This is a genomic window from Streptomyces sp. NPDC003011 (assembly GCF_053591515.1).
Genome location: NZ_JBSFTY010000033.1, coordinates 1 through 25,382, shown reverse-complemented (window position 1 = coordinate 25,382; position 25,382 = coordinate 1). Strand labels below are relative to the sequence as shown.

Annotated in this window: 25 protein-coding genes; 17 read left to right on the top strand and 8 right to left on the bottom strand. The window is 72.4% G+C overall.

The window, feature by feature from the left end; genetic code table 11:
- Position 1: 1 nt before the first annotated feature.
- The 3 genes from ACWD0J_RS18470 to ACWD0J_RS18460 all read left to right on the top strand — a co-directional run bounded on the left by ACWD0J_RS18470 (position 2) and on the right by ACWD0J_RS18460 (position 3,140).
- Positions 2-976, top strand: coding sequence for an ABC transporter ATP-binding protein (locus tag ACWD0J_RS18470; protein WP_451496859.1), 975 nt, complete (start codon positions 2-4; stop codon positions 974-976).
- On the top strand, positions 969-2,030 hold the full coding sequence (locus tag ACWD0J_RS18465) for an ABC transporter ATP-binding protein (protein ID WP_451496858.1): 1,062 nt from the start codon (positions 969-971) through the stop codon (positions 2,028-2,030). Before ACWD0J_RS18470 ends, ACWD0J_RS18465 begins: the two co-directional genes overlap by 8 nt.
- 498 nt (positions 2,031-2,528) lie before the next feature.
- Positions 2,529-3,140 carry a hypothetical protein gene (locus tag ACWD0J_RS18460; protein ID WP_451496857.1) on the top strand — a complete coding sequence of 204 codons (612 nt, stop codon included), beginning with the start codon at positions 2,529-2,531 and terminating at the stop codon, positions 3,138-3,140.
- A gap of 122 nt (positions 3,141-3,262) precedes the next feature.
- Here the strand turns inward: ACWD0J_RS18460 and ACWD0J_RS18455 are convergent, their stop codons facing one another.
- Positions 3,263-5,380, bottom strand: a complete 2,118-nt coding sequence (locus tag ACWD0J_RS18455) for a prolyl oligopeptidase family serine peptidase (protein ID WP_451496856.1) — start codon at positions 5,378-5,380, stop codon at positions 3,263-3,265.
- A 188-nt stretch (positions 5,381-5,568) separates the two neighbouring features.
- Here ACWD0J_RS18455 and ACWD0J_RS18450 point away from each other — a divergent pair, with 188 nt between their 5' ends.
- From ACWD0J_RS18450 to ACWD0J_RS18430, 5 genes are all read left to right on the top strand, one after another.
- Complete coding sequence (locus ACWD0J_RS18450) at positions 5,569-5,763, top strand: hypothetical protein (protein WP_030038342.1); 195 nt, start codon at positions 5,569-5,571, stop codon at positions 5,761-5,763.
- Between the two features lie 428 nt (positions 5,764-6,191).
- On the top strand, positions 6,192-7,064 hold the full coding sequence (locus ACWD0J_RS18445; protein WP_451496923.1) for a helix-turn-helix domain-containing protein: 873 nt from the start codon (positions 6,192-6,194) through the stop codon (positions 7,062-7,064).
- Positions 7,065-7,345: 281 nt separating this feature from the next.
- Positions 7,346-8,209, top strand: coding sequence for an N-acetyl-1-D-myo-inositol-2-amino-2-deoxy-alpha-D-glucopyranoside deacetylase (mshB, locus tag ACWD0J_RS18440; protein WP_451496855.1), 864 nt, complete (start codon positions 7,346-7,348; stop codon positions 8,207-8,209).
- Entirely contained in the window at positions 8,206-8,619 is a 414-nt protein-coding gene (locus ACWD0J_RS18435) for a DUF6113 family protein (RefSeq protein ID WP_451496854.1), read from the top strand. The genes mshB and ACWD0J_RS18435 overlap by 4 nt, the downstream gene beginning before the upstream one ends.
- Positions 8,620-8,777: 158 nt before the next feature.
- The gene (locus ACWD0J_RS18430; RefSeq protein ID WP_451496853.1) at positions 8,778-11,519 is read left to right on the top strand and encodes a hypothetical protein; all 2,742 of its coding nucleotides are present in this window, start codon (positions 8,778-8,780) and stop codon (positions 11,517-11,519) included.
- 60 nt (positions 11,520-11,579) lie between these two features.
- Here ACWD0J_RS18430 and ACWD0J_RS18425 read toward each other — a convergent pair whose 3' ends face one another.
- Complete coding sequence (locus ACWD0J_RS18425; protein WP_451496852.1) at positions 11,580-12,431, bottom strand: transglutaminase family protein; 852 nt, start codon at positions 12,429-12,431, stop codon at positions 11,580-11,582.
- Between the two features lie 29 nt (positions 12,432-12,460).
- Positions 12,461-13,477: a GNAT family N-acetyltransferase gene (locus ACWD0J_RS18420; protein ID WP_451496851.1), complete on the bottom strand. Its 1,017-nt coding sequence runs from the start codon at positions 13,475-13,477 to the stop codon at positions 12,461-12,463.
- A gap of 140 nt (positions 13,478-13,617) precedes the next feature.
- Between ACWD0J_RS18420 and fdxA the strand changes: the two genes are divergently transcribed.
- Entirely contained in the window at positions 13,618-13,938 is a 321-nt protein-coding gene (gene fdxA / locus ACWD0J_RS18415) for a ferredoxin (RefSeq protein ID WP_019058397.1), read from the top strand.
- 141 nt (positions 13,939-14,079) lie between these two features.
- Complete coding sequence (locus ACWD0J_RS18410; protein WP_451496850.1) at positions 14,080-15,174, top strand: bifunctional succinyldiaminopimelate transaminase/glutamate-prephenate aminotransferase; 1,095 nt, start codon at positions 14,080-14,082, stop codon at positions 15,172-15,174.
- A gap of 111 nt (positions 15,175-15,285) precedes the next feature.
- Here the strand turns inward: ACWD0J_RS18410 and ACWD0J_RS18405 are convergent, their stop codons facing one another.
- Both ACWD0J_RS18405 and ACWD0J_RS18400 read right to left on the bottom strand, forming a co-directional pair.
- A complete protein-coding gene (locus ACWD0J_RS18405; protein ID WP_451496849.1) occupies positions 15,286-15,735 on the bottom strand; it encodes an ATP-binding protein in 450 nt (149 codons plus the stop codon).
- Between the two features lie 279 nt (positions 15,736-16,014).
- On the bottom strand, positions 16,015-16,995 hold the full coding sequence (locus ACWD0J_RS18400; protein ID WP_451496848.1) for a heavy metal transporter: 981 nt from the start codon (positions 16,993-16,995) through the stop codon (positions 16,015-16,017).
- Positions 16,996-17,078: 83 nt separating this feature from the next.
- Here ACWD0J_RS18400 and dapE point away from each other — a divergent pair, with 83 nt between their 5' ends.
- Positions 17,079-18,158 carry a succinyl-diaminopimelate desuccinylase gene (gene dapE, locus ACWD0J_RS18395; RefSeq protein ID WP_451496847.1) on the top strand — a complete coding sequence of 360 codons (1,080 nt, stop codon included), beginning with the start codon at positions 17,079-17,081 and terminating at the stop codon, positions 18,156-18,158.
- Positions 18,159-18,281: 123 nt separating this feature from the next.
- Entirely contained in the window at positions 18,282-19,040 is a 759-nt protein-coding gene (locus ACWD0J_RS18390; protein ID WP_451496846.1) for an LOG family protein, read from the top strand.
- A 116-nt stretch (positions 19,041-19,156) separates the two neighbouring features.
- Here the strand turns inward: ACWD0J_RS18390 and folP are convergent, their stop codons facing one another.
- Positions 19,157-20,017 (bottom strand): dihydropteroate synthase, encoded by an 861-nt coding sequence (gene folP, locus ACWD0J_RS18385; RefSeq protein WP_451496845.1) that lies wholly within the window; start codon positions 20,015-20,017, stop codon positions 19,157-19,159.
- Positions 20,018-20,149: 132 nt separating this feature from the next.
- On the opposite strand from folP, the gene ACWD0J_RS18380 reads away from it, so the two are divergent.
- Positions 20,150-20,503 carry a DivIVA domain-containing protein gene (locus ACWD0J_RS18380; RefSeq protein WP_451496922.1) on the top strand — a complete coding sequence of 118 codons (354 nt, stop codon included), beginning with the start codon at positions 20,150-20,152 and terminating at the stop codon, positions 20,501-20,503.
- On the top strand, positions 20,500-21,087 hold the full coding sequence (locus tag ACWD0J_RS18375) for a DNA-3-methyladenine glycosylase I (RefSeq protein WP_451496844.1): 588 nt from the start codon (positions 20,500-20,502) through the stop codon (positions 21,085-21,087). The genes ACWD0J_RS18380 and ACWD0J_RS18375 overlap by 4 nt, the downstream gene beginning before the upstream one ends.
- Before the next feature lie 84 nt (positions 21,088-21,171).
- On the opposite strand, the gene chcB is transcribed toward ACWD0J_RS18375, so the two are convergent.
- Positions 21,172-21,975 (bottom strand): 2-cyclohexenylcarbonyl CoA isomerase, encoded by an 804-nt coding sequence (chcB, locus tag ACWD0J_RS18370; protein WP_451496921.1) that lies wholly within the window; start codon positions 21,973-21,975, stop codon positions 21,172-21,174.
- A 378-nt stretch (positions 21,976-22,353) separates the two neighbouring features.
- Between chcB and ACWD0J_RS18365 the strand changes: the two genes are divergently transcribed.
- Positions 22,354-22,521: a DUF3117 domain-containing protein gene (locus ACWD0J_RS18365; protein ID WP_003966491.1), complete on the top strand. Its 168-nt coding sequence runs from the start codon at positions 22,354-22,356 to the stop codon at positions 22,519-22,521.
- Positions 22,522-22,690: 169 nt separating this feature from the next.
- On the opposite strand, the gene ACWD0J_RS18360 is transcribed toward ACWD0J_RS18365, so the two are convergent.
- The gene (locus ACWD0J_RS18360) at positions 22,691-23,389 is read right to left on the bottom strand and encodes an O-methyltransferase (RefSeq protein ID WP_451496920.1); all 699 of its coding nucleotides are present in this window, start codon (positions 23,387-23,389) and stop codon (positions 22,691-22,693) included.
- 163 nt (positions 23,390-23,552) lie between these two features.
- On the opposite strand from ACWD0J_RS18360, the gene sigE reads away from it, so the two are divergent.
- Together sigE and ACWD0J_RS18350 are read left to right on the top strand one after the other, a co-directional pair.
- Positions 23,553-24,326, top strand: coding sequence for an RNA polymerase sigma factor SigE (gene sigE, locus ACWD0J_RS18355; RefSeq protein ID WP_451496843.1), 774 nt, complete (start codon positions 23,553-23,555; stop codon positions 24,324-24,326).
- Positions 24,323-25,306, top strand: coding sequence for a zf-HC2 domain-containing protein (locus tag ACWD0J_RS18350; RefSeq protein WP_451496842.1), 984 nt, complete (start codon positions 24,323-24,325; stop codon positions 25,304-25,306). Before sigE ends, ACWD0J_RS18350 begins: the two co-directional genes overlap by 4 nt.
- Positions 25,307-25,382 lie beyond the last annotated feature (76 nt).

Genomic DNA, 25,382 nt, shown 5'->3' with positions numbered 1-25,382 from the left:
CATGCTGCTCGAAGTGCGCGACCTGCACGTGGAGTTCCGGACCCGGGACGGGGTCGCCCGGGCCGTCAACGGGGTGAACTACGGCGTGGACGCGGGCGAGACCCTCGCCGTGCTCGGCGAGTCCGGCTCCGGCAAGTCGGTGACCGCGCAGGCGGTGATGGGCATCCTCGACATGCCGCCCGGCCGGATCACCGGCGGCGAGATCCTCTTCCGGGGCACGGACCTGCTGAAGCTGAAGGAGGAGGAGCGGCGGAAGATCCGCGGCGCCGAGATGGCGATGATCTTCCAGGACGCGCTGTCCTCCCTGAACCCGGTGCTCTCGGTGGGCGACCAGCTCGGCGAGATGTTCGTCGTGCACCGGGGGATGTCGAGGAAGGACGCCCGGGCGAAGGCCGTCGAGCTGATGGACCACGTCCGCATCCCCGCCGCCCGGGAACGGGTCAGGCAGTACCCGCACCAGTTCTCCGGCGGCATGCGCCAGCGCATCATGATCGCGATGGCGCTCGCGCTGGAACCCGCGCTGATCATCGCCGACGAACCGACGACCGCCCTGGACGTGACGGTCCAGGCCCAGGTCATGGACCTGCTCGCCGAGTTGCAGCGCGAGTACGCCATGGGGCTGATCCTCATCACCCACGACCTGGGCGTGGTCGCCGACGTGGCCGACCGGATCGCCGTGATGTACGCGGGCAAGATCGTCGAGTCGGCCCCGGTCCACGACCTCTACAAGGCGCCCGCCCACCCGTACACGCGGGGTCTGCTGGACTCCATCCCGCGCCTGGACCAGAAGGGCCAGGAGCTCTACGCCATCAAGGGCCTGCCGCCCAACCTCCTGCACATCCCGCCCGGCTGTCCCTTCCACCCGCGCTGCCCGATGGCCCAGGACGTGTGCCGGACCGACGTCCCCCCGCTCTACGAGGTCGACGAGGACCGGGGCAGCGCCTGCCACTTCTGGCGGGAGTGCCTGCATGGCTGAGCCGATCCTCCAGGTCAGCGGCCTGGTCAAGCACTACCCGCTCACCCGGGGCATCCTCTTCCGCAAGCATGTCGGCGCGGTGAAGGCGGTCGACGGCGTCGACTTCGCACTGGACCGGGGCGAGACCCTCGGCATCGTCGGCGAGTCCGGCTGCGGCAAGTCGACGGTCGCCAGGATGCTGGTCAACCTGGAGAGACCGACGGCGGGGGAGATCCGCTACAAGGGCGAGGACATCACCAGACTGTCCGGCCGGGCGCTGAAAGCGGTCCGCCGCAACATCCAGATGGTCTTCCAGGACCCGTACACCTCGCTCAACCCGCGCATGACGGTCGGCGACATCATCGGAGAGCCGTACGACATCCACCCCGAGGTGGCCCCGAAGGGCGACCGGCGCCGCAAGGTCCAGGACCTGCTGGACGTCGTCGGTCTCAACCCGGAGTACATCAACCGCTATCCGCACCAGTTCTCCGGCGGCCAGCGCCAGCGCATCGGCATCGCACGGGGGCTGGCGCTGCGCCCCGAGATCATCGTCGCCGACGAGCCGGTGTCAGCGCTCGACGTGTCGGTGCAGGCGCAGGTCATCAACCTGATGGCGAGCCTCCAGGACGCGTTCGACCTGTCCTACGTCTTCATCGCGCACGACCTGTCGATCGTCCGGCACATCTCGGACCGGGTCGGGGTCATGTACCTCGGGCGGATCGTGGAGACCGGCAAGGACACCGAGATCTACGACCATCCCACGCACCCCTACACCCAGGCGCTGCTGTCCGCCGTCCCCGTGCCCGACCCGGAGGCCCGCCAGCACCGGGAGCGCATCATCCTGGCGGGCGACGTGCCGTCCCCGACGAACATCCCCTCCGGCTGCCGCTTCCGCACCCGCTGCTGGAAGGCACGGGAGCGCTGCGCGCTGGAGGTGCCGGCGCTCGCGGTGCCCGCCGAGTTCCGGTACGCGTCCGGCCCGGCGGCCCACGACTCGGCGTGCCACTTCGCGGAGGAGAAGCAGGTGGTCCCGCCGGAGACCACGCCCGACGGTCACGCGGAGGGACGGGAATAACCATACAAACGCCCACGAATCGCGTTAACACGCAGGCAACTTGGCCGACCCGATCCCGATATACGGACGCGTCAGGCTGAACAGCGTACGGCCGTGCGGGTGCCGTAAACGGGCCGGGAGCGCCATGTCTCCCGGCCCGTTGCCACGCCACGCCGCACCGGCCGACCGTCACGCCCCTCACGCCGCCGACCGTCACGCCGCCACTGGCCGACCGTCACACCCCGGCCCTCGGTGCCTCCCGGGCCCGGGTCGGCGCCGCCTGCCACGGGCCTGTCGTTGCCGTCGGCTGCCTCACCCGCCCCTGACCAGCGCTGAGGGCGGTCACGACGTCCACCGCCTGCCCGCGGAGTACGACGCCGGTTTCGTCCGGGACCGCGCGGAACAGGCCGAACGCGGGTGGACGTTCTCCGAGGGAGTCAAGAAACTCGTCAAGATCGGCACCTGCCCCGCGAAGAAGCTGGGCGGCGCGCTCACCCCGGTCGGCTAGCGAGGGACGACATGCACACGACCATCAGCCCGTTCACGCTCACGTCCTGGAAGGAGAAACAGCCCGTCGGGCGAACGAAGTTCGGCTGGGTGGGCACTTCTCCGCAGCTCGGAGACATTCGGGTGGTGTATCCGGCGGGCCGGGACGTACCGAACGTGATCGTCACGGATGTGCGCGGCGCTCTGATCCCCACGGCCACGTTCGAGACGCGTGGCCTGCACGCGGACGTCCTGTCGATGCCGGCCCTCAACCGCGCGACGCTCCGGGTGGGCGACGGGCTCGTGCGGATGAGCCGGAACCGATGGGCGCTCACGCACCGGGGGCGCTCCCTGCGCATGACGTATCTGGGCGACGCGTACAGGCTCACGGCGATCAACCGCCGGGCGTACCAGCTGTCCCGGCGGCCCGACGCCGAGGATCCCGGTGCCGTCGTCACGGTGCGGCAGTCGGGTCTCGGGAGCGGCAGGAAGGTGACCGTGGAGGCGGCGGGCCGGGTCCTGCCCGCCGACGTCTCCCTCGCCGCTCTCTTCTCCGGAGTCGACCGGTCCGTGCTCACACGGCGCGGCGCCGTACGGGCGGGTTTCTCGAGGATCCTCAACTTCTGGGCCGAGTCCCAGAGCTGAGCGGATGCCAAGCGAGTGCGTAGCGCCGTCGCCGTCGCCGTGGTCACGAGCACGGAGGCCGATGAGGACGATGGCTGACGGCCACGCACCGCCTCGCACCGGCCCTGCGTGTGATCGGCCGCTCAGGCCAGGCCGAGCGCCCGCTTCAGGAAGTCCACCTGAAGCAGGAGCAGGTTCTCCGCCACCTGTTCCTGGGGGGTCATGTGGGTCACCCCGGACAGCGGCAGCACCTCGTGCGGGCGGCCGGCGGACAGCAGGGCGGAGGACAGGCGCAGGGCGTGCGCGAAGACGACGTTGTCGTCGGCCGTGCCGTGCACGACCATCAGGGGGCGGTGCGGCTCGGCGGGGGAGGACAGGCCCTCGTCCGTGACCAGGGAGCTCTTCGCGTACGACTCCGGGTGGGCGGCCGGGTCGCCCAGGTACCGCTCCGTGTAGTGCGTGTCGTACAGCCGCCAGTCCGTCACCGGCGCGCCCGCGATCCCCGCGTGGAAGACGTCCGGGCGGCGCAGCACCGCGAGCCCCGCCAGCCAGCCGCCGTACGACCAGCCGCGGATCGCCACCCGGGACAGGTCGAGGGGGTACGTCTTCGCGAGGTCCTGGAGCGCGTCGACCTGGTCCTCCAGGGACACGGTGAAGTCGTGGTGGATCGCCTTCTCCCAGGCGGGGGAGCGGCCGGGAGTGCCCCGCCCGTCCGCGACGACCACCGCGAACCCCTGGTCGGCGAACCACTGCGAGGTGAGGTGCGCGTTGTGTGCGGCGACCACCCGCGGACCGTGCGGACCGCCGTAGGGATCCATCAGCACCGGCAGGGGGGTGTCTCCGGTGTAGTCCGTAGGCATAAGCACGGCGCACGGGATTCGGCGTGCGCCCCCCTCGGTGAGTGTCACGCGCGGGGACAGGCCGGGATCTTCGGCGTAAGAGGGGACAGTCGCCGCCCGCTTCCCCTCCCGCAGTACCTGCACCCGGGAGCCCGGCCGGTCGAGCGTCGCGGACACCAGGACGGTCACGCCCCCCGCGCGCACCGCCGAGTGCACGCCGGGCTCCTGTGACACCCGCTCCACTCCGAGCTCGTTCACCCGGTACACGTGCACCTCGCCGGTCTCGGGGCTCTCCGCGTCCTCGCCGGCCGACGCCGAGACCAGCACGTCGTCGTCGGAGACGTCCAGCACCGCCCGGACGTGCAACTGCGCCCGGGTCAACGGGCGTTCACCCACCGCGAGGACCCGCGCGCCACCCTCGTCGGCGATCCGCACCAGCTGCCCCGACGGGCTCCAGCACGGCACCCCGGGGAAAAGATCAAGCCAAACTGGATCTTCGTCCGCGTGCACCATCCGGGTCGAACCGGTGTCCGGATCGACGGCCAGGAACAGCTGACTGCGCTGGTCGCGCGCCTGGACGAGCAGCAGTGGCGCACCCGCCGCTGACCAGTGCACATGCGCCACGTACGGATAGCGCGCCCAGTCCCAGACAACCTCCGTACGCGCCCCGTCCAGGCCGATCACGAACAGCCGTACGTCCGCGTTGTCCGTGCCCGCCGCCGGGTACGGCACGTGTTGTGGATCACGCTCCGGACGGGCCGGATCGGAGATCCACCACCGCCGCACCGGCGTGTCGTCCACCCGTGCCACCAGCAGCCGGTCCGACTCCGGTGACCACCAGAACCCCCGCAGCCGGTGCATCTCCTCGGCCGCGATGAACTCCGCCAGACCGTACGTGACCTGCTCCGACTCGGACTCGGCCAGCGGCCGGTCACCCTCGCCCTCGGCGCCGGTGACCCGCAGGCCGCCCCGCGCGACGTACGCGATGTGCCGTCCGTCGGGGGAGGGGCGCGGGTCGATCACCGGTCCGGGGACGCGGAGTTCGCGTGCCGTACCGGCCCGCAGCTCCGCCGCGAAAAGCCGCCCTGACAAGGCGAAACTCGCCAACTCGACGGCCGCGTCGGTGGCGTAGCCGACGATGCCGGCGCCGCCCTCGCGGCTGCGCTCGCGCCGCGCCCGCTCCTCGGGCGAGAGGCGCTCCGTCGCTCCGCCCAGCAGGGCGCGCGGGTCGGCCGCCACGCGTTCCCCGCCCTCCGGCAGGTCGAGGACCCACAGCGAATTGGCCCGGTCGGTACCCGCCTCGGAACGCAGGAACACGACACGCGACCCGTCGGGCGCCACGGTGAACGCGCGCGGCGCGCCGAGGGTGAACCGCTGGGTACGGGCGTGCCGACGGGGGAAGGAGACAGGCTCGGTCGTCATGCCACGACCATATTGGCCATGCGCCCCCTTGTGCGGCTGTGCGCCGATCAATGCGCGAGTGCGGATAGTTATGATCACTAGCGCATGGTGGGTATCAACCTGCTGGCTGTCGTACGGATTTATCTGCCCCCATAGTTCCGTTCCCGTCCGATCCCCCACGTCCCTGGGTTCTTTGGAGGTGAGCCGCCGTGGCACTCTCGATTTCGGCGGTGGTGCTGCTGGCGATCATCGTCTTCCTGTTGATCAAGAAGTCAGGTCTGAAGGGCGGACACGCGGTCGTGTGTGTCCTGCTCGGCTTCTACCTGGCCTCGTCGACGGTGGCCCCGACGATCAGCGAGCTGACGACGAACATCGCGGGCATGATCGGCAGCATCAAGTTCTGATCAGCCGGCGGATCTGCGCCCGGTCGGCCTTCGGACGGTCGACTCCGGCGTGCTCCTCGTGGTCCATCGGCATCGCCTGACGTTCAGTGTTCCGCAACTGCCCTGCTTCCCGCAGACGTTCGAGGTGGAGCCGCGACGCTGCCCTGCCTCCGAGCGGACGCCGGATCCCAGAAACGCGTGCTCCGGTGGCAGGGGCGCCTTCCCCCAATGACCACGACGGTGAAAGCACCCCACCAAGCCCCACCCCGCCCTCCCGCCGCGCCGGGCGCCTCTCACCCGCGCGAGTGAACATCACCAACTCGGCTGGATTCGGCAGTGGTTGCCTGCCCTACGCTCAGCGCAACACAACCGCAGACATGCGACGGCCCCCGCCGGGACGGCAATCCCAGTGCGAGGGCCTGACCACCGAGGAAGAAAGCACCTTCCTGATGGATACGCACGACACTAGCGTGCCCCCGCACGCCCGGTCCCGCGACGCGGGCAAAAACCACACCCACCGGTACACCCCTCCCGGCAGCGGCCTCACCCACGACAACACCCGCCACACCACCCGCTTCACGGTGATCGGCAACCACCTCGCCCAGCACCCGGAGCTGTCGGGGCTCGCGATCGGGCTGGGCGTCCACATCCAGTCGCTTCCCGCGGGCGCCCGCGTCGACATCAAGACCCTCACCGCCCGCTTCCCCGAGGGTTCGACCCGTATCGCCGCGGCCCTGCGCGAACTGGAGACCCACGGTTACCTGCGCCGCGAACGCCGACGTGTCCCCGGCGGCCGCATCGTCACCCGCACGATCTCCTGCAACCAGCCCGGGAGCCGCCGGACGGACGACGAGACGGCGGTACGACCCGCCCGCCCGACGCCGAGGAAACCGGCCCCCCGCAAACCCCTCCCCGCCGTACCGCGCCCCGCTCACCCCGCTCCCGCCCTCCTTCAGGCCGCGACGGATCTCCTCGCCGACCTCCGCCGCCAGGCCCCGGACCTCCTCCTCTCCGCCTGCGACACGGCCCACCTCGCTCCCGGCGTGGCCGCCTGGCTGGAGCGAGACGTCAGCCCCACCGCCGTACGGCAGGCCCTGACCACCGATCTCCCGCCCGAGGGCCTACGACGACCCGCGGCCTTCCTCGCGCACCGCCTGTCCGCGCAGCTGCCACCGCCGCCACCGTTCCGAGCACCCCCTGCCTCGCCGGCCGTTCGACTCCCCCTCCAGACCTGCGACGGCTGTGACCGGGCCTTCCGTTCTTCCGAACCCGGCCACTGCCGTGACTGCCGGAGTTCGCGACCAGGAAGCCCCTGGTCATGACCGGCTCACACAGACGGACAAGCCCAGCACCGCCGTGTCATCCGCCGCGCTCGCAGCCCAGCCCAGCCCTACCGCCGCCCCGCCCTGCCCCGCCCCGATGATCCGGCCAGACAGTGGACGCGAGCGGATCCCCGTCCCGCGCAGACCCCGGACGCCCTGCGGGCGGCCCTCGCAGGAGTCCGCTCGCACGGCGCCCGCAGGATTCCTTGTGAGCCCCCTCACCTCCCCACGCGGTCCGGGGAGGTGAAGGGGGGAGGCCAGGGGCCTCGTAGGGTGGGGTCATGACGGAACTGCCCGCCCGGCGGCTGCTGCTGGTGCACGCGCACCCGGACGACGAGTCGATCAACAACGGCGCGACCATGGCCCGCTACGCGGCCGAAGGTGCCCGGGTGACCCTGGTCACCTGCACGCTCGGCGAGCGCGGCGAGGTCATCCCGCCCGCACTCGCCCACCTGACCGGCGCCGCCCTGGGCGAGCACCGGCTCCGTGAGCTCACGGAGGCCATGCGCGCGCTCGGCGTCGACGACTTCCGTCAGCTCGGCGGCGCCGGCCGCTACCAGGACTCCGGGATGATGGGCCTCGCCGACAACGACGACCCGTACTGCTTCTGGCAGGCGGACCTCGACGAGGCCGCCGGGTACCTGGTCGAGGTCATCCGCGAGGTACGCCCCCAGGTGCTCGTCACGTACGACGAGAACGGCGGCTACGGCCACCCCGACCACATCCAGGCGCACCGGGTGGCCATGCGGGCCGTCGAGCTGGCCACGGAGTCGGGGTGCGAGATCGCCAAGGTCTACTGGAACCGGGTGCCCCGCTCCGTCGCCGACGAGGCTTTCGCCCGGCTGGAGCGGGACCTGCCCGGCCTGCGCTTCGACAAGGCGGCCGACGTCGGCGACGTACCGGGTGTGGTCGGCGACGAGCGGATCACCGCCGGGATCGACGGCACCGCGTACGCCGCCGCGAAGGCCGCCGCGATGCGCGCGCACGCCACGCAGATCGACGTGGCCGAGCCGTACTTCGCCCTCTCCAACGCACTCGCCCAGCCCGTCTTCGCCACCGAGTACTACGAGTTGGTGCGCGGGGAGGCGGCACCCTCCGGGGCTCGGGAGACCGATCTGTTCGCCGGGATCGAGGAGACGCGATGAGCGACCGGACGACGTCCGCGCTGGCCCAGCCGTTGCAGCGGCCCTCTGCCGGGCGGGCCGCCGCCTGTCTGGGGCTTTTCGTGCTCGGCGCGGTCGTCGCGGTGGCCGGGGCGCTGGTGCAGTCCGGCTGGTTCCCCGGCGGGCTGCTGCTCGCGCTCGCCGGCGAGGCGGGCCTCTGCCTGGGCGGGGCGCGGGCCGTCGGCAGCCGGGGCGGGGCCGTCGCGCCCGCCGGCGGCTGGATGCTCGCGGTCGTCCTGCTCATCGCCAGCCGGCCGGAGGGCGACTTCGTCTTCGCCGCGGGAAGAAGCGCGTACCTCTTCCTGTTCGGAGGGATGGCCGTGGCTGTGATCTGCGCCACGCTTGGTCCGGGGCGGCAACCGGGCGGTGACGGCGTCCGACTTGGGAAGTGACGTACCACTTCGCCGGACCCCGCCCGTGCGATTCCCGTGTGGGTTTCCCCAGCGGTCGTGGGATACGCGCCAGAAGTGGCCAGTATGGTGGTGCGCGCCGCCGAGCCGCCCGAGAGAGGTCGTAACGCGGGCGGCGGAGCCAACCGGGAGAACCTGCCTTGAGTCGTGAAACTGACAGTCCGTCCTCCGGGCCCAACGGGCGCGGCGGAGCCGCCTACCCCTCGGGCACGCCGCCGTACGGGACGCCCACGGCTTCCGACGGCGGTCCGGACGCGGGCCGTTCGGCCGCGCGGCCGCCGGAGGAACGCAAGACCGAGACCACGCTGACGACCCGGATCCGGATCAACATCCCCGGATCACGGCCGATTCCGCCGGTCGTCATGCGCAAGCCCGTCGGCGAGAGCGAGGGGTCCGACGACAGCGCGGACGCCGAGGCGCCGACGCCGGGCTCCGCCACGTCCGCGTCCGCGTCCACGGGCACCGCCGAACCGTCCGCCGAGCCCGCGCCGGGCGCGGACGGGAAGCCGAGCGACTGGTTCGTGCCCCGCAAGTCCGGCCCGGCCAAGGGCGGTCAGAGCGGCGGCTCCACCAACGGGGCCGGTGCGCCGGGCGGTTCGGGCGCGGGTGCCTCCGGCGGTGGTACCGGTGCCGGTGGTACCGGTGCCGGTACGCCTGCCTCCGGCGGTGCGCGTCCCGGCGGCGTGGTCGGCTCCATGAGCGTGCGGGGCGGCTCCCGTCCCGGCGGCACGAACGGCGCCGGGCTGTCCGGTGCGACCGGAGGTCCGGTGGCCCCCGGGCACGGTGGCGGCACGGGATCCTTCGACGTCACCGAGGCGCTGGGCGCGGGCCCGCGCGGCAACGGCTCCCGCCCCGGTGACTCGCGCCGCGACGACCTGCCGTACTTCTCGGAGAACGGCGGGGACCAGGGCGGCCAGAATGGCGGCGCCCAGAACGCCCAGAACGCCCAGAACGGTCAGAGCGCTCTGAGCGCCTATGACGAGGGTCTGAGCAGCTACGGCGGTCAGGGCGGTCAGGGCCACCAGAACGGCCAAGGTGCCTACGGCGGCCAGAACGGCCAGGACGCTTACGGCGGCCAGGGCGGCCCCAGCGGGTTCAGCGGTCCGAACGGTCACGGCGGGCCGGGTGGACCGAGCGGTCCGCATGGCCCCGCCGGCCCGACCGGCGGCCCGGTCACCGGCGACGGACCGCTGGTACCGCCCACCGGCCCGGGAGCCGATCCCTTCGGCGGTTCCCGCGACTTCAACGCACCGGACGGCTTCGGCGGGCCCGGTGCTCACCCCGGCGGTCCCGGCGGCGCTTCCGGCGCTGACGGCCTCCGCGGACCCGGCGGCTCCGGCGGACCTGGCGGGCCCGGTGCGTCCGACGGCCTCGGCCGTCCAGGTGGCCCCGGCGCCTCCGGCGGTCCCCGGCACGCGAGCGGCTCGCCCGGTCTCGGCGGTCCCGGTGCCCCGGGTGGCCCTTCCGCCCCCGGTGGCCCTTCCGCCCCCGGCGGCCCCGGTGGCCCCGGCGCCTTCAACGGCCCCTCCGGGCCCGGTGCGCAGAACGGCCCGGGCCGCCCCTCCGGCCCCGGCGGACCCGTCGCTCCCGGCACCGGCCCCGGTGGCCCCGGAACACCCCCCGGAAGCGGCCGCCACGCGGGTCCCGGCGCCGGCCCCGCAGGAGCCCCCGCCCCCCGCCCCGCCGGTATGAGCGACGACACCGCGATCCTCACCCCGCAGAAGCCGGCCCCCGAGCCCGGTTCCCCCGGCTTCGGCGGTGCCGCGGACAACGTCTCCGGGCACACCGTCACCAGCGGTATCCCCGTCGTGCCGTCCGACCGGAACCCGACGTTCCCGCCGGGCGCGCACACCGACGGGCCGCTCCCGCACACGCCCCCGAAGTCGGGCGAGACGGGCACGCAGACCGCGCCCGCCGCGTCCGCGTCCAAAAAGAGGAAGAAGGGGCGCAGCAAGCTCGGGCTGCTGGTCGGCGCGGTGATCGTGGTCGGCGGTGTCGCGTACGGCGCCGGGCTGCTCATGAACCACTCCGACGTGCCCAAGGGCACCACCGTGCTCGGCGTCGACATCGGCGGCGGTACCCGCGACGACGCCGTCGAGAAGCTCAACAAGGCCTTCGACGCCCGGGTGAACAAGGACCTCAAGCTCTCGGTGGACGGCAGGACCGTCACGCTGAAGCCGGAGCAGGCCGGGCTCCAGTTCGACATGCAGTCCACGGTGAGCGGCGCCGCGCAGAGCGACTACAACCCGGTCTCCGTGATCGGTTCGCTCTTCGGCAACCACCGGGTCGTCGAGCCGGTCATGCCGGTCGACGAGGAGAAGCTGCACGCCGAACTCCAGGAGGCCGCCGGCGGCGCCGGGTCGGCGACCGACGGCACGATCAAGTTCGAGAACGGCAAGGCCGTCGCCGTGTACGGCAAGCCGGGCAAGGGCATCGACGTCGGCAAGTCGACCGAGTCGGTCGAGGAGGCGTACCGCACCCAGGTCGAGACCGGCACGGCCTCCGCGGTGGCGCTCCCGACGACCACCAGGCAGCCGACCGTCCCGAACGCCGAGGTCGACCGGATGATGACGGAGTTCGCGGAGCCCGCGATGTCCGAAGTCGTCACCGTGCAGACCGACGCGGCGCACAGCATCAAGTTCGGCTCCTTGTCACTGCCGAAGATCCTCGGCTTCAAGGCCGTCGACGGCAAGCTCGTGGAGACGTACGACCTTCAGGCGCTCCAGGAGGCGTACGGCACCACCTTCGACGGCGTGCAGATCGAGGGCGCGAGCGGGAAGCGGGACGTCCTGCCGCAGGACGTCGCCTCCGCGCTGGGCAAGGCGCTGCGCGGCAAGACACCGGCGGAGCGCATCCAGGTCATCGACGTGAACCCGAGCTGACCCCCGCCCGGCCGGACGAACGAGCCCCTGCCCGCACCGGGCAGGGGCTTCGTGACGGGACTAATTGAGCATGGCCCGCGCCGCCCGCGCCTGCTCCCGCACCCGCGCCGCGGCCGGCTCGTCCACCGCCCCCACGACCTCGGCGTACGTCTCCAGCTCCTGGGCCCCCTGCACGAAGTCCCCCCGCTGCACCAGCAGTTGCGCCCGCTCGTACCGAAGCCGCGCCGGATGCGCGGGCAGCAGCAGCGACAGGTCGACGGCCCACAACGCCACATCCGACCGCTCCGGCCGGGCCGCCGCCCACGCCCGGACGTTGTTCAGGATCCGCAGCACCACGTCCAGCGACTCCGCGGGACGCAGCATCGACGGATGCAACGAACCCCCCGTCGCCCCCGCCACCAGCAGCTCCGCGTCGGAGCCGGTCAGCACCCGCCCCCCGTCGAAGGGGTCGGCCAGCACCTGCTCCTCCTGCGCTCCGAGCCCGACCACGAAATGCCCCGGCAGAGCCACCCCGTACACCGGCGCACCGGCCCGCCGCGCCACCTCCATCCACACCACCGCCAGGAGGATGGGCAGCCCGCGCCGCCGCCGCAGCACCTCGTGCAGCAGCGAGGACTCCAGGCGCTGGTAGTCGGCGGGGGTGCCGTGGAAACCGCACCGCTCCCCGAGCATCTCGCGCAGCGCGACCGCCCAGGAGCGCGGCCCGCCGGGCCGGAACGGCAGCTGTCCGGCCAGCCGGTCCAGCTCGATCTGCGCGGCGTCGATACCCGCCTCGTCCAGCGTCCCGTCCGCCTCCGCGCCCACCAGCAGACACAGCGTGGCCAGGTCGGGCCGCTCGGCGCGGGCCTCTTCGGCGAACCGCCGGCGCAGTTCGGCGGAGCGTTCGGGCGGTGGGGGGCAGGGGGGACGCATAGCAGGCTGGTGCCCTTTCACGGCGATCACTACCGCTGGTTCTCGACACTTCCGGGTTCGCGGTAGTGGTGGTACGCGTGGTGCGCCGAGAACCCCGTCCCGGCGTACAGCGCCCGCGCCCCCGCGTTGTCCGTCTCGACCTGGAGCCACGCGGCCGAGGCGCCTTCGTCGAGCGCCCGCCGGGCCAGCGCCGCCAGCACGGCGGTGGCCAGCCCCCGCCGCCGCTGGCGCGGATCCACCTCGACGGCGGCGAAGGAGGCCCACCGCCCGTCGACGACACACCGCCCGATGGCCGCGGGAGCCGCGCCCTCCGCCGGGCCGGGAACCGTGGCGAACCACACCGACGGGCCGCTCCCCAGCACCTTCAGCGCCACCTCGCTCACCCCTTTTCGCTGGTAGCGCGCGAGCCACGCCTCGTCCGCCGTCCGGGACAGCGTGACGCCGGCCGGCTCCCCCCGGTCGGCGAGGGGCGCCAGCGCGCCGATCCACAGCTCGGCGCTCACCTCCCGCGTCCAGCCCCGCCGCTCCAGCTCCGCGCACAGGGCTTCCTGCGTCCCCTCGGCCCCGGTCGCGGTCTGCACGTAGGCGGGCAGCCCACGGTCGCCGTACCACTGCCGTACGGCGCTCAGGGCCTCGTCGAGCGGGCGGCCGGGGTCGCCCAGCGGGAGTACGGAGTTGGCCCGCCGGGTGAACCCGCCGGCGGCCCGCAGTTCCCACCCGCCCAGCCGTTCGCTCTCCACGGGCCGCCAGGCCCGGGCGGCGACGCGCGCCAGCTCCTCGTAGGACGCCGCGGGGCCCCGCCGCCGGGCCGGTGCGGACGGGACGACCTTGCCCGCGACCAGCGCGGATTCCGGAATGCGGACACTGCGGCCGTCCCGGCGCGTGATCAGCAGCACACCGTCGTCCCATGATGTGAGAACACCCACCGTGTCGGTGAACTTCTCACGCGTGGCCCCACCGTCGCCCAGCCGCCGGACGGACACCCGTTTGCCCACGTCAGCTGCGGAGATACGGACCACGAGGCGTCCTGTCGCAGAGATTTCCACAGGTCAGTTCACCCCTCCTGTTCGGATCATGCCCGGGAACGGAGATACTAGGTGCGGGCATCGACGACGCCGCGCTCCCGCGCGCCAGGCGGCGGAGCCTGAGGAGGCCCGCCAGCGCCCTATCGAGGAGGAACGACAGCGTGACCTACGTCATCGCGCAGCCTTGTGTCGACGTCAAGGACAAGGCGTGCATCGAGGAGTGCCCGGTCGACTGCATTTACGAGGGCTCCCGGTCCTTGTACATCCACCCGGACGAATGCGTCGACTGTGGTGCCTGTGAGCCGGTCTGCCCGGTCGAGGCGATCTTCTACGAGGACGACACTCCCGAGGAGTGGAAGGACTATTACAAGGCGAACGTCGAGTTCTTCGACGAGCTCGGCTCCCCGGGCGGCGCCAGCAAGCTGGGCCTGATCGAGCGCGACCACCCCTTCGTCGCCGCGCTGCCGCCGCAGAACCAGTAGGAGCGGTCCGCACCTCCCCCATGTCCCGACCGCGCTGGGACCGGGGGACCCTCATCGCCCCGGTCCCGTACGGCCCGATCGCCCTTGATCGCCGTACGGGGCCGAGGCGTTTGCCGTACCGAAGAAAGTGAGCCGAGCACCGTGTCCGCAGTCTCCGACCGCCTGCCCACCTTCCCCTGGGACAAGCTGGAGCCGTACAAGAAGACGGCCGCCGCGCACCCGGACGGCATCGTCGACCTGTCCGTCGGCACTCCGGTCGACCCGGTCCCCGAGCTGATCCGGAAGGCGCTGGTCGGCGCCGCGGACTCGCCGGGCTATCCGACGGTCTGGGGCACCCCGGCGCTGCGTGACGCGATCACCGGCTGGCTGGAGCGCCGCCTGGGCGCCCGCGAGGTCACCCACCGGCACGTCCTGCCGGTCGTCGGTTCCAAGGAACTCGTCGCCTGGCTCCCCACCCAGCTGGGCCTCGGCCCCGGCGACCGGGTGGCCTATCCGCGCCTGGCCTATCCGACCTACGAGGTCGGCGCGCGGCTGGCCCGCGCGGAGTACGAGGTCTACGACGACCCGACGACCCTGGACCCGGCCGGCCTGAAGCTGCTCTGGCTCAACTCCCCGTCCAACCCCACGGGCCGGGTCATCCCCAAGGACGAGCTGACCCGGATCGTCGCCTGGGCCCGCGAGCACGGCATCCTGCTCTTCTCCGACGAGTGCTACTTGGAGCTGGGGTGGGAGGCCGACCCGGTCTCGGTCCTGCACCCGGACGTGAACGGCGGCTCCTACGACGGCATCGTCGCCGTCCACTCGCTCTCCAAGCGCTCGAACCTGGCGGGCTACCGCGCGGCCTTCCTGGCCGGCGACCCGGCCGTCCTCGGGCCGCTGCTGGAGATCCGCAAGCACGGCGGCATGATGACGCCGGCCCCGACCCAGGCGGCGGTGGTCGCGGCCCTCGGCGACGACACCCACGTCCGCGAACAGCGCGAACGCTACGCCGCCCGCCGCGCCGCCCTGCGCGAGGCGCTGCTCGCCCACGGCTTGCGCATCGAGCACAGCGAGGCCAGCCTCTACCTCTGGGCCACCCGCGACGAGTCGTGCTGGGACACGGTCGCGCACCTGGCCGGCCTCGGCGTCCTGGTGGCCCCGGGCGACTTCTACGGCGAGGCCGGCAAGACCTTTGTCCGCGTGGCCCTGACGGCGACGGACGAGCGGATCAGGGCAGCGGTGAAGCGGCTCACGTAGCCGCCACGCCCCCTGCCGGCGTCATGGCGCCGGCGTCCGTCGGCGCACAAGGCGACGGGGCCCAGGTGACACCCTGGACCCCGTCGCCGTACAGCGGGCGGCAAGCCGGCGTCAGCCGAGGGGAAGCCCCTTCAGCGGCAGCGAGTCCGCCGCCGGCAGCCCGTCCTTGGCGACCGCGTCCGCCGGCAGTCCGCCCTTCGTCGCGGTCGACGCGGTGTCGCCCACCACGTCCCCGGCGGAGCCGGCCGCCTCGCCCGCCACCTTCTGCGCCACCGGCGTCGCCTTCTTCACGACCTTGCCGCTGGTCTTGCCGGCGACCGGCACCGCCTTCTTGACCGCCTTGCTGCCGGTGTCACCCGCGGTCCCGCTCAGGTTCTGCGCCGCACCGTCGACGGTGTTGCCGACGTTCGCCCCGTCCAGGGCGGTCAGCCCACCGAGGTTCGGAGTGGCCGGCAGCTCGGGGGCCGCGCTGGCGGAGCCGGCCGCACCGACCCCGGCGGCCGCTCCCGCAGCGACGAGCAGCGCGGCACGGGCGATCCGTCGGGTCAGGGGGAGGGACATGTTGCTCCTTCATTCGGCTGTGATCGTCCGGGCTCGGACGCAGTGACTACCGCTCGAAGCCTGCGAAGGTTGCGGCGACGCGATGTAAAGAGTTGGCAATGCGTCGCATTATCGCCTGTGGATAAAAACGGGCAAAAAGAGCCCGGCCCGAAAGTCCGCCGAATCCTTACAGCCCTGTGACGGCACGGGATCTGCCGCATACGGGGGTGACCGGGCGAAAACCTGCCCACACGGCCGCCGTCAGATGGCCCGCGTAACCCTTGGGGGTGAGCGCCCGTACTACTGCGCGGTCACGATCCGGACCGCGTCCGTGGCCCGTTGCGCGTCGGCCGTGTCCGCCGTACGCCACTGGCTGTCCGTGGTGCCGGCGACCCACTCCCGCCCGGCGTACGTGACACGCTCGATGTGCAGCGCGGACGCGTTGGCGACCGCCCAGTGCGCCAGCTGCCAGCCGCGTTCGCGCAGGCCGCGGTCCGGGCCCGGGGCCGTGTCCTCGGTCACGGGCAGCGTGACGGTCCGCCCGTCGCTGCCGCCCGCGGCGCTCGCGGACGGCTTCGGCGTCGGTGTCGGCGTCGGCGAACCGTCCACCTCGGCCGAGGCCGGCTCCAGCACGTCCCGGCCGAAGTCGCGCACCAGGGCCGAGCGCACCGCGTCCGGACCGGCGGCCTGGGTGGTGGCCGGGCGCCCCTCGCAGGTCAGCGTGGCCGCCGACTGCCCGGTGAGGGCGGCGGCGAGCAGCGCGGCATCCGGCTCGTGCTTGGCGTACGCCGTCGGATAACCGCTGCGCTGCACCTTCTGCGCGGCGACCGTCAGCGGGAGGTCCCGGTAGTCCGGCACCTTCGCCAGGTGCTCGTAGAAGATGTCCGCCGAGTACGTCGGGTCCATGATCTCCTTCGGCGTGCCCCAGCCCTGCGAGGGCCGCTGCTGGAACAGGCCGAGCGAGTCGCGGTCGCCGTAGTCGATGTTGCGCAGCGCCGACTCCTGGAGCGCGGTGGCGAGCGCGATCGTCACGGCCCGCTCGGGCATGCCGCGCCCGGTGCCGACGGCCGCGATCGTCGCCGCGTTGACGGCCTGCTCCGGACTGAACTCGTAGCCGGCTCCGCCGTCCTCGCCGGAGACGACCTTGCAGCCGGGAGTGTTCGCGCCTCCGGTGACGTACTGCACCACGAGGTAACCGGCGACGGCGCACAGGACCACGAGGGCCGCCCCGATACGCAGGAGGCGGCCGCGACGCTTGGGAGGAGGGGACTGCTCTGGCATTCGCACAAGATACTGGAGAGTACTGTGCGTGCGGTGCCGCCTGTGGACAGTCCGCCGACGGCCCGGGCGTTAAGGTCGACAGCATGGCCGACACCTCACTTGACCTCACCCTGGACGCCGCTCGGCTCACCGCGCAGCTCGTCGACTTCCCCTCCGAGAGCGGCACCGAGAAGCCGCTGGCGGACGCGATCGAGGTAGCCCTGCGCGCGCTGCCGCACCTGACGGTCGACCGGTACGGCAACAACGTGGTCGCCCGCACGAATCTGGGCCGACCGGAACGCGTCATCCTCGCCGGCCACATCGACACCGTCCCGATCGCGGACAACGTCCCCTCCCGGCTCGACGACGAGGGCTACCTGTGGGGCTGCGGTACGTGTGACATGAAGTCCGGGGTGGCGGTGCAGCTGCGCATCGCGGCCACGGTCCCGGCGCCCAACCGAGACCTCACCTTCGTCTTCTACGACAACGAGGAGGTCGCCTCGGACCTGAACGGCCTCAAGCACGTGGCCGCGGCCCACCCCGAGTGGCTGGAGGGCGACTTCGCGGTCCTGCTGGAGCCGACGGACGGTCAGGTGGAGGGCGGCTGCCAGGGCACGCTCAGGGTGTTCCTGAAGTTCAAGGGGGAGCGGGCGCACTCCGCGCGCGCGTGGATGGGCTCCAACGCCATTCACGCCGCCGCCCCGGCGCTCGCCAAGCTCGCCGCGTACGAGCCCCGCGAGCCGGTCGTGGACGGCCTCCGGTTCCACGAGGGCCTCAACGCCGTACGCGTCGAGGGCGGTGTCGCCACCAACGTCATCCCCGACGCCTGCACCCTCGTCGTCAACTTCCGCTACGCGCCCGACCGCAGCGAGGAGGAGGCGGAGGCCTTCGTCCGCGCCTACTTCGCGGACTGCGGTGTCGACGAGTTCGTGGTCGACGACCACACCGGCGGCGCCCGCCCCGGCCTCACCCACCCGGCCGCCCAGGCCTTCATGGCGGCCGTCGGCGGCGAGGCCCGCCCCAAGTTCGGCTGGACGGACGTGGCCCGCTTCAGCGCGCTGGGCGTGCCCGCGGTGAACTACAGCCCCGGCGAGCCGCTGCTGGCGCACAAGGCGGACGAGCGGGTGAAGGCGTCCCTGATCCCGGAGGCCGAGGAGCGGCTGCGGAGCTGGCTGACGGCGTGAGGGCGCACGGGACGGCGCAGGTGTGTCCGAGGGCGCTTCAAGGCGGACATGCTCACGTCCCCCGTCCGTAACCCGCGTGGATCTACGCTGAGATGGAAAGACCCGCAAGCGGAGGGAGCACACATGGCTACTGGCAACCCCGAGGGCGCGAAGCAGCCGCCGGAGGAGCAGCGCCTGGGACCGGTGCTCCGCAGGCGGGAGCAGGTCCAGGCGAGCACGACCGACCAGCGGCTGCTGGACGCGGGCGGCCCCTCCGACTGGGTCCACACCGACCCGTGGCGGGTCCTGCGCATCCAGTCGGAGTTCATCGAGGGCTTCGGCACACTCGCCGAACTCCCGGCCGCGATCAGCGTGTTCGGCTCGGCCCGGACGCCCGCGGACTCACCGGAGTACGAGGCGGGGGTGCGCCTCGGCCGCGGCCTGGTCGAAGCCGGTTTCGCCGTCATCACCGGCGGCGGCCCCGGCGCCATGGAGGCCGCGAACAAGGGCGCCTGCGAGGCGAAGGGCATCTCCGTCGGGCTGGGCATCGAACTGCCCTTCGAGCAGGGCCTGAACCAGTACGTCGACATCGGCCTCAACTTCCGCTACTTCTTCGTCCGCAAGATGATGTTCGTCAAGTACGCGCAGGGCTTCGTGGTCCTGCCGGGCGGCCTCGGCACGCTGGACGAACTCTTCGAGGCACTGACCCTGGTCCAGACCCAGAAGGTCACCCGCTTCCCGATCGTCCTCTTCGGTACGGAGTACTGGGGCGGGCTGGTCGACTGGCTCAAGAACACCCTGATCGCCCAGGGCAAGGCCTCGGAGAAGGACCTCCTCCTGTTCCACCTCACGGACGACGTGGACGAGGCGGTCGCGCTGGTGTCGAAGGAGGCGGGCCGCTAGCGGGGCGCCATGACAGCCCGTCCGGCGCTTGAGGACGAGGCCCTTCGGGCCGATGGGGTCTGGTGGCGCAGCCCCCAGGGACGGGACGGGAAGGGGCGGCGGGGGCGACGAAAACCCTACGCCAGCCCCCTCCGCGCCACCGCCGGCTCCCGGTGCCCCGCGATCGACGCCACCATGTCCAGCACCTGCCGCGTCTCGGCGACCTCGTGCACCCGGTACACCTGCGCCCCCAGCCACGCCGACACCGCCGTCGTCGCCAGCGTCCCCACCACCCGCTCCTTCACGGGCCTGTCCAGCGTCTCGCCCACGAAGTCCTTGTTGGACAGCGACACCAGCACCGGCCACCCGGTCGCCACCATCTCGCCCAGCCGCCGCGTCGCCTCCAGGCTGTGCCGCGTGTTCTTCCCGAAGTCGTGCCCGGGATCGATCAGCACGGACTCCCGGGGCACCCCCAGGGCCACCGCCCGCTCGGCCAGCCCCACGGTCACCGCGAGGATGTCGGCCATGACGTCGTCGTACGTCACCCGGTGCGGCCGTGTCCGGGGCTGCGCGCCCCCCGCGTGCGTGCACACCAGGCCCACGCCGTACCGCGCGGCGACCTCCGCCAGCCCGGGATCCACGCCGCCCCACGCGTCGTTCAGCAGATCCGCCCCGGCCTCGCAGACCGCCTCACCGACCTCGGCCCGCCAGGTGTCCACGCTGATGACGACGTCCGGGAAGCGCCGCCGCACCTCCGCCACGAACCCGACGGTCCGCCGCGCCTCCTCCTCGGCGGTCACCTCCTCGCCCGGCCCGGCCTTGACCCCGCCGATGTCGACGATGGCCGCGCCCTCCGCCACCGCGCGCTCCACGCGCGCGAGGGCGGGTTCGTCGAGGAAGGTCGCCCCCTGGTCGTAGAAGGAGTCCGGGGTCCGGTTCACGATCGCCATGATCACCGGCTCGTGCGGTCCGAATTCCCGCCTGCCCAGCCTGAGCATCCCCTGTGACCTCTCCTAGTTCGTCCCGGCGACCGACCGCCTGCGACCCTAACTGTCAGACTCGCATGGCACGATCGGACCCTGACACATTCGAAGCCGAGCACACAGAGCGTGGGGACCTCAGCGATGGTTATGTTCTTGTTCCTGGTCATCGCGCTGGCCGTGGTGGTCGCCGCGGTGACGCTCGCCGTCGTGGGCGGCGGCGAGGGCGACGGCCCGCTGCCGGAGGCCGCCCCCGAGCGACTGCGGGACCCACTGCCTCCCGACCGCCCGGTGAACCGCGCGGACATCGAGAGCCTGCGCTTCCCGCTCGCCGCCCGCGGCTACCGCATGGCGGACGTCGACGACGCGCTCGGCCGCCTCGCCGCCGAACTCGCCGAGCGGGACGCCCGTATCGCCGACCTGGAGTCCGCGCTGGCCGGCGCCCGGGCCACCGCGGCCCACCTGTCCATGGACAAGCCGGTCCGGCCGCAGGAGCAGCCGTGAGCGACGGCGCCGCCCGGGCCGGTCCGGACGGCGCGCCGCGCTGCCCCTGGGCCCTGTCCACCGCGGACTACGTGACGTACCACGACGAGGAGTGGGGCCGCCCGGTCCACGGCGACGACGCGCTGTTCGAGCGCCTGTGCCTGGAGGCCTTCCAGTCGGGCCTGTCCTGGATCACGATCCTGCGCCGCCGCCCGACCTTCCGTACGGCCTTCGCCGACTTCCGGATCGCCTCGGTCGCCGCCTTCACCGACGACGACCGCGAGCGCCTGCTCGCCGACCCGGGCATCATCCGCAACCGCGCCAAGGTCGACGCGACGCTCGCCAACGCGCGCGTGCTGGCCGACTGGGCCCCGGGCGAGCTGGACGACCTCATCTGGTCCCACGCCCCGGACCCGGCCGCCCGCCCGGCCCCGAAGACCCTCTCCGACGTGCCGGCGGTCACCCCCGAGTCGACGGCCCTGTCGAAGGCCCTCAAGAAACGGGGCCTGCGCTTCATCGGCCCGACGACGGCGTACGCGCTGATGCAGGCGTGCGGACTGGTCGACGATCACCTGGAGACGTGCGTGGCGAGGCGCGCCTCCTAGGGACACGGGGACACGGCACGGAGGACGACCCGGCCGGCCGGTCCCGGCCGGCCCGCCGCCCGCGAGCGAGCCGCCGGCCCGCATTCACCGGCCCAGATACGTGGGCCTGGCCTTGTTCACGAACGCCTGCACCGCGATGGCGTGGTCCTCGGACGACCCCGCCCGCGTCTGGAGCTCGTCCTCCTTCTCCAGCGTCTCCTCCAGGGAGTGCGACAGCCCGTACGCCATCGCCTCCTTGATCGCCCCGTACGCCACCGTCGGCCCCGCGGCCAGTGCCCGCGCCACCTTCTCCGCCTCGCTCCGCAATTCCGCCGCCGGCACCAGCCGGTTCGCGATGCCCAGCTCGTACGCCTCCTGCGCCGGAACACTGCGCGGGAACAGCAGCAGGTCGGCCGCCCGGCCGGGCCCGACGACCCGGGGCAGCGTCCAGGAGATGCCCGAGTCCGCGGTCAGCGCCACGCCCGCGAAGGACGTGTTGAAGGCCGCCGTGTCCGCCACCACCCGGTAGTCCGCGGCGAGCGCGAAACCGAACCCGGCCCCGGCCGCCACCCCGTTCACCCCCGCCACCACGGGCTTGCGCATGCCGGTGAGCGCCCGCACGACCGGGTTGTAGTGCTCCCGCACCGTGCTCATGGTCTGCTCCGTGCCCGCCTCGCGGTCGGTGACCAGCAGCCCGATGTGCTCCTTGAGGTCCTGCCCCACGCAGAACGCCCGGTCCCCGGCGGCGGTCAGCAGCACCGCCCGTACGGCGTCGTCGTCCGCCGCGGACCGCACCGCGTCCCGGAGGGCGACCTTGGTCGCGATGTTCAGCGCGTTCATCGCCTCGGGGCGGTTCAGCGTGATCGTCGCGAGTCCGTCGCTCACCTCGTACAGCACGGTGTCGGCCATGGCGTTCCCCTCCGGTGTCCGCGGCTCGGACGTACCGGTCAGTACGTCCCAGTGTCCGAAGGACAGCATGGCGGAGATCGCCGCCCGGGGCCCCGACCGGACGTGTGACCTGCGTCAAAGAATTCGGGACGGCATCCGGTCGGAGAATGTCCGTGCGGCGGCGCAGTATCGCAGTCACACCGCCGAATTGAGTGGTTTTGCTCGCGCGCGTTGCCCAAGCGATGCCGACTGATGTTGGTCATCGGGTCCTGAGATGCGGGATAATGGCCTGGAAGCAATGTGTTCGATGCCGGTGTCGCGTGTCCCACTCCAGGAATGCGCGTGCCCTCCAGGGCTGTCGGCTTTGACTATGAGCTGGTTTCAGGAAGGGGAACGAGCATGGCGGCCATGAAGCCGCGGACGGGCGATGGCCCGCTCGAGGTGACCAAGGAGGGGCGGGGCATTGTCATGCGCGTTCCGCTCGAAGGCGGCGGTCGACTCGTCGTCGAGCTGACCCCTGACGAGGCCGACGCGCTCGGTGACGCCCTCAAGAAGGTCGTCGGCTGACGCGGAAGCGACCATACCCTTTCGGCTGCCCCGGCATCGCACACGGTGCCGGGGCAGCGTTTTTCACGGCTCGACAGCCCGGGACACGCCGGGAGAGAACACGGATTGAACACGCGGAACCCACATCGACGGGCCTCGGACCGACGGGCCTCGCGTCAGCCGGTGGGCCTCATCGTTTGACGGCGCACAGCAGTCCGTCGCCGACCGGCAGCAGGGACGGCATCAGCTCCTGGCTCTCGCGCACCGCGCGCAGCAGCTCCCGCAGCCGCAGGACCTCCGTGGGCTGCGGGCCCGAGTCCACCGTCCGGCCGTTCGCGAAGACGCCCTCGAAAACGACCAGCCCACCGGGGCGCAGCAGGCGCAACGATTCAGCGAGATAGTCCAGGAATTCCTGGCGGTCGCCGTCACAGAAGACCAGGTCGTAGCCGGCGTCCGCGAGCCGGGGCAGTACGTCCAGGGCGCGCCCGGGGATGAAGCGGGCCCGGTTGCTGGCGAAGCCGCAGGCACGGAAAGCCTGGCGGGCGAACTGCTGGTGCTCCGGCTCGGGGTCGACCGTGGTGAGGACGCCGTCCGGGCGCATGCCGTGCAGCAGATGGATCCCGGACACGCCCGTCCCGGTGCCGATCTCGGCGACCGCCTTGGCGTCGACGGTGGCCGCCAGCAACCGCAGCGCCGCACCCGTGCCGGGCGACACCGAGCGCAGCCCCGCCTCGCGGGCCCGGTCACGGGCCCAGCGCAGGGTTTCGTCCTCGGCGACATAGGCGTCGGCGAACGCCCAGCTCGTCTGCCGGTTGCCGGTAATGACCCTCTCCTGTCCCCATGGTTGCCTGGGCGTGACTGTATCCGTTGGTGCCGGGAACCCGCAGATGGGACCGGGCGTTTATAGGGGTGGGAGACGACCCGGGGGGACACAGTTGGATCACGATGGCGAGCAGGGGCTCAAGCAAGTGCTGACGCAGCCGCACGAGCCGTGTCACCCCAGATCAATTTCTCGTAAAACCGCTTATCCGGAGCTAACGGGCGAGGTGGCTATGGTAGGGGCTCCACTGGACACCACCAGAGCCGACAGGGGAGGTGCGGCCGTACCTGTGGATCGGGGAGGAGTGCTGCGGCGCTTTCTCGGGTCGGCGGGCAGGCCCAAATCCGTGAACGACACCGCTGCTGACCACAGCCACGCCGCTGAGTACGACCGGACCGCGACCTTCTCCAGCGACGCGGACGGGCAGGCGTGGACTCCGCCCACCTGGGAGGAGATCGTCAGCACGCACAGTGGCCGGGTCTACCGGCTCGCGTATCGACTGACGGGCAACCAGCACGACGCCGAGGACCTCACGCAGGAGGTCTTCGTCCGCGTCTTCCGCTCCCTATCGACGTACACGCCGGGCACTTTCGAGGGCTGGCTGCACCGCATCACCACCAATCTCTTCCTGGACATGGTCCGCCGCAAGCAGCGCATCCGCTTCGACGCCCTCGGCGAGGACGCGGCCGAGCGACTGCCCAGCCGCGAGCCATCACCCCAGCAGGTGTTCAACGACGCCCACTTCGACGCGGACGTCCAGCAGGCCCTCGACACCCTCGCCCCGGAGTTCCGCGCCGCGGTCGTCCTGTGCGACATCGAAGGCCTGTCGTACGAGGAGATCGCCGCGACCCTGGGCGTCAAGCTCGGCACGGTCCGGTCCCGGATCCACCGCGGCCGCTCGCAGTTGCGCAAGGCGCTCGCGCACCGCTCGCCGGAGGCCCGGGCCGAGCGTCGCTCCTTCATGGCCCGTGTTCCCGCGCTGGGGGGAGGGGGCGCGTCCGCGTGAGTGGATCACGTCCTACCCCGTCCGAACAGCATCTGGGAGACCGACTCGCCGCCCTGGTGGACGGAGAGCTCGGTCATGAGTCGCGCGACCGTGTCCTCGCGCACCTGGCCACCTGCGCCAAGTGCAAGGCAGAGGCCGACGCGCAGCGCCGACTGAAGAACGTCTTCGCGGAGGCCGCCCCGCCACCGCCCTCCGAGAGTTTCCTGGCCCGTCTTCAGGGGCTTCCCGCGGGGGGCGACGCGGACGACGGTGACGGCTCGCCCTTCGGCGGACCGGGATTGACCGGCGGACTGTCCGCACGTCCCGGAACCACCGGGGTCTTCGGCCTGCGGCGTGGCGAGCGGTTCGAGTTCGACTACGTGCCGGCTCGTGCGCACCCCTCCGTGCTGCCGCCCTCCTCCGGGAACCGGGCCTTCCGTATCCATGACGTCAGCCGTCACGAGGCCGAGCGGTCGGCCTCGCGCGGACTGCGGTTCGCGGCCGCCGCGGCCGGAGCGGTGTCCCTGGCCGCCATCGCGCTCGGCGGCGTCAGCACCGTGACGCCCGGCGACATGGCGGCGGACGCGCGCGGCGCCACCGGCGCCGGCAGCAATGTGACTCCGGCGCGCACGCAGGGCACGGGAGCCGCCACGGCGCCCGAGAGCCAGCGGCGCCGCGGGGTGGGTCCCCTGCTCGCGCAGGGACAGGGGCCGCTCGGCAGCACCCCGGTCGCCCCGACCGAGGTGTCCGCGCCGCTGCTGCCCGGGGTGCCGGCGCCCGCCGGGAACCGGCACCATGAGTCCGTCCATTCGCTGACGGCGCCCGTGCTGGCCGGGGCGGCCGCGATGTCACCGCTGATACGTCCGCTCAGTGCCGCCGCGCCCCTCACGCTGACCGCGTGGTCCACCCCCTTGGACCTCGTCTCGCCGGGTCTGCTCACCGCGCCCCTCCCCGACACCACCGCTCCCTCGACCTCCGCCACCTTCGGCACCCCCCGCTGACCGGCGTCTGCGGCGCGGCCCGCGAACCTGGTTGAATCCAGGGACGTCGGCCGACCCGGCCACCGCCGACGACCGT

What these genes read in the sequence shown, in the direction of transcription:
- ACWD0J_RS18470 (WP_451496859.1), top strand. Translation starts at nt 2, where the DNA reads ATGCTGCTCGAAGTGCGCGACCTGCACGTGGAGTTCCGGACCCGGGAC.
- ACWD0J_RS18465 (WP_451496858.1), top strand. Translation starts at nt 969, where the DNA reads ATGGCTGAGCCGATCCTCCAGGTCAGCGGCCTGGTCAAGCACTACCCG.
- ACWD0J_RS18460 (WP_451496857.1), top strand. Translation starts at nt 2,529, where the DNA reads ATGCACACGACCATCAGCCCGTTCACGCTCACGTCCTGGAAGGAGAAA.
- ACWD0J_RS18455 (WP_451496856.1), bottom strand. Translation starts at nt 5,380, where the DNA reads ATGACGACCGAGCCTGTCTCCTTCCCCCGTCGGCACGCCCGTACCCAG.
- ACWD0J_RS18445 (WP_451496923.1), top strand. Translation starts at nt 6,192, where the DNA reads ATGGATACGCACGACACTAGCGTGCCCCCGCACGCCCGGTCCCGCGAC.
- mshB (WP_451496855.1), top strand. Translation starts at nt 7,346, where the DNA reads ATGACGGAACTGCCCGCCCGGCGGCTGCTGCTGGTGCACGCGCACCCG.
- ACWD0J_RS18435 (WP_451496854.1), top strand. Translation starts at nt 8,206, where the DNA reads ATGAGCGACCGGACGACGTCCGCGCTGGCCCAGCCGTTGCAGCGGCCC.
- ACWD0J_RS18425 (WP_451496852.1), bottom strand. Translation starts at nt 12,431, where the DNA reads ATGCGTCCCCCCTGCCCCCCACCGCCCGAACGCTCCGCCGAACTGCGC.
- ACWD0J_RS18405 (WP_451496849.1), bottom strand. Translation starts at nt 15,735, where the DNA reads ATGTCCCTCCCCCTGACCCGACGGATCGCCCGTGCCGCGCTGCTCGTC.
- ACWD0J_RS18400 (WP_451496848.1), bottom strand. Translation starts at nt 16,995, where the DNA reads ATGCCAGAGCAGTCCCCTCCTCCCAAGCGTCGCGGCCGCCTCCTGCGT.
- dapE (WP_451496847.1), top strand. Translation starts at nt 17,079, where the DNA reads ATGGCCGACACCTCACTTGACCTCACCCTGGACGCCGCTCGGCTCACC.
- ACWD0J_RS18390 (WP_451496846.1), top strand. Translation starts at nt 18,282, where the DNA reads ATGGCTACTGGCAACCCCGAGGGCGCGAAGCAGCCGCCGGAGGAGCAG.
- folP (WP_451496845.1), bottom strand. Translation starts at nt 20,017, where the DNA reads ATGCTCAGGCTGGGCAGGCGGGAATTCGGACCGCACGAGCCGGTGATC.
- ACWD0J_RS18380 (WP_451496922.1), top strand. Translation starts at nt 20,150, where the DNA reads ATGTTCTTGTTCCTGGTCATCGCGCTGGCCGTGGTGGTCGCCGCGGTG.
- chcB (WP_451496921.1), bottom strand. Translation starts at nt 21,975, where the DNA reads ATGGCCGACACCGTGCTGTACGAGGTGAGCGACGGACTCGCGACGATC.
- ACWD0J_RS18365 (WP_003966491.1), top strand. Translation starts at nt 22,354, where the DNA reads ATGGCGGCCATGAAGCCGCGGACGGGCGATGGCCCGCTCGAGGTGACC.
- sigE (WP_451496843.1), top strand. Translation starts at nt 23,553, where the DNA reads ATGGTAGGGGCTCCACTGGACACCACCAGAGCCGACAGGGGAGGTGCG.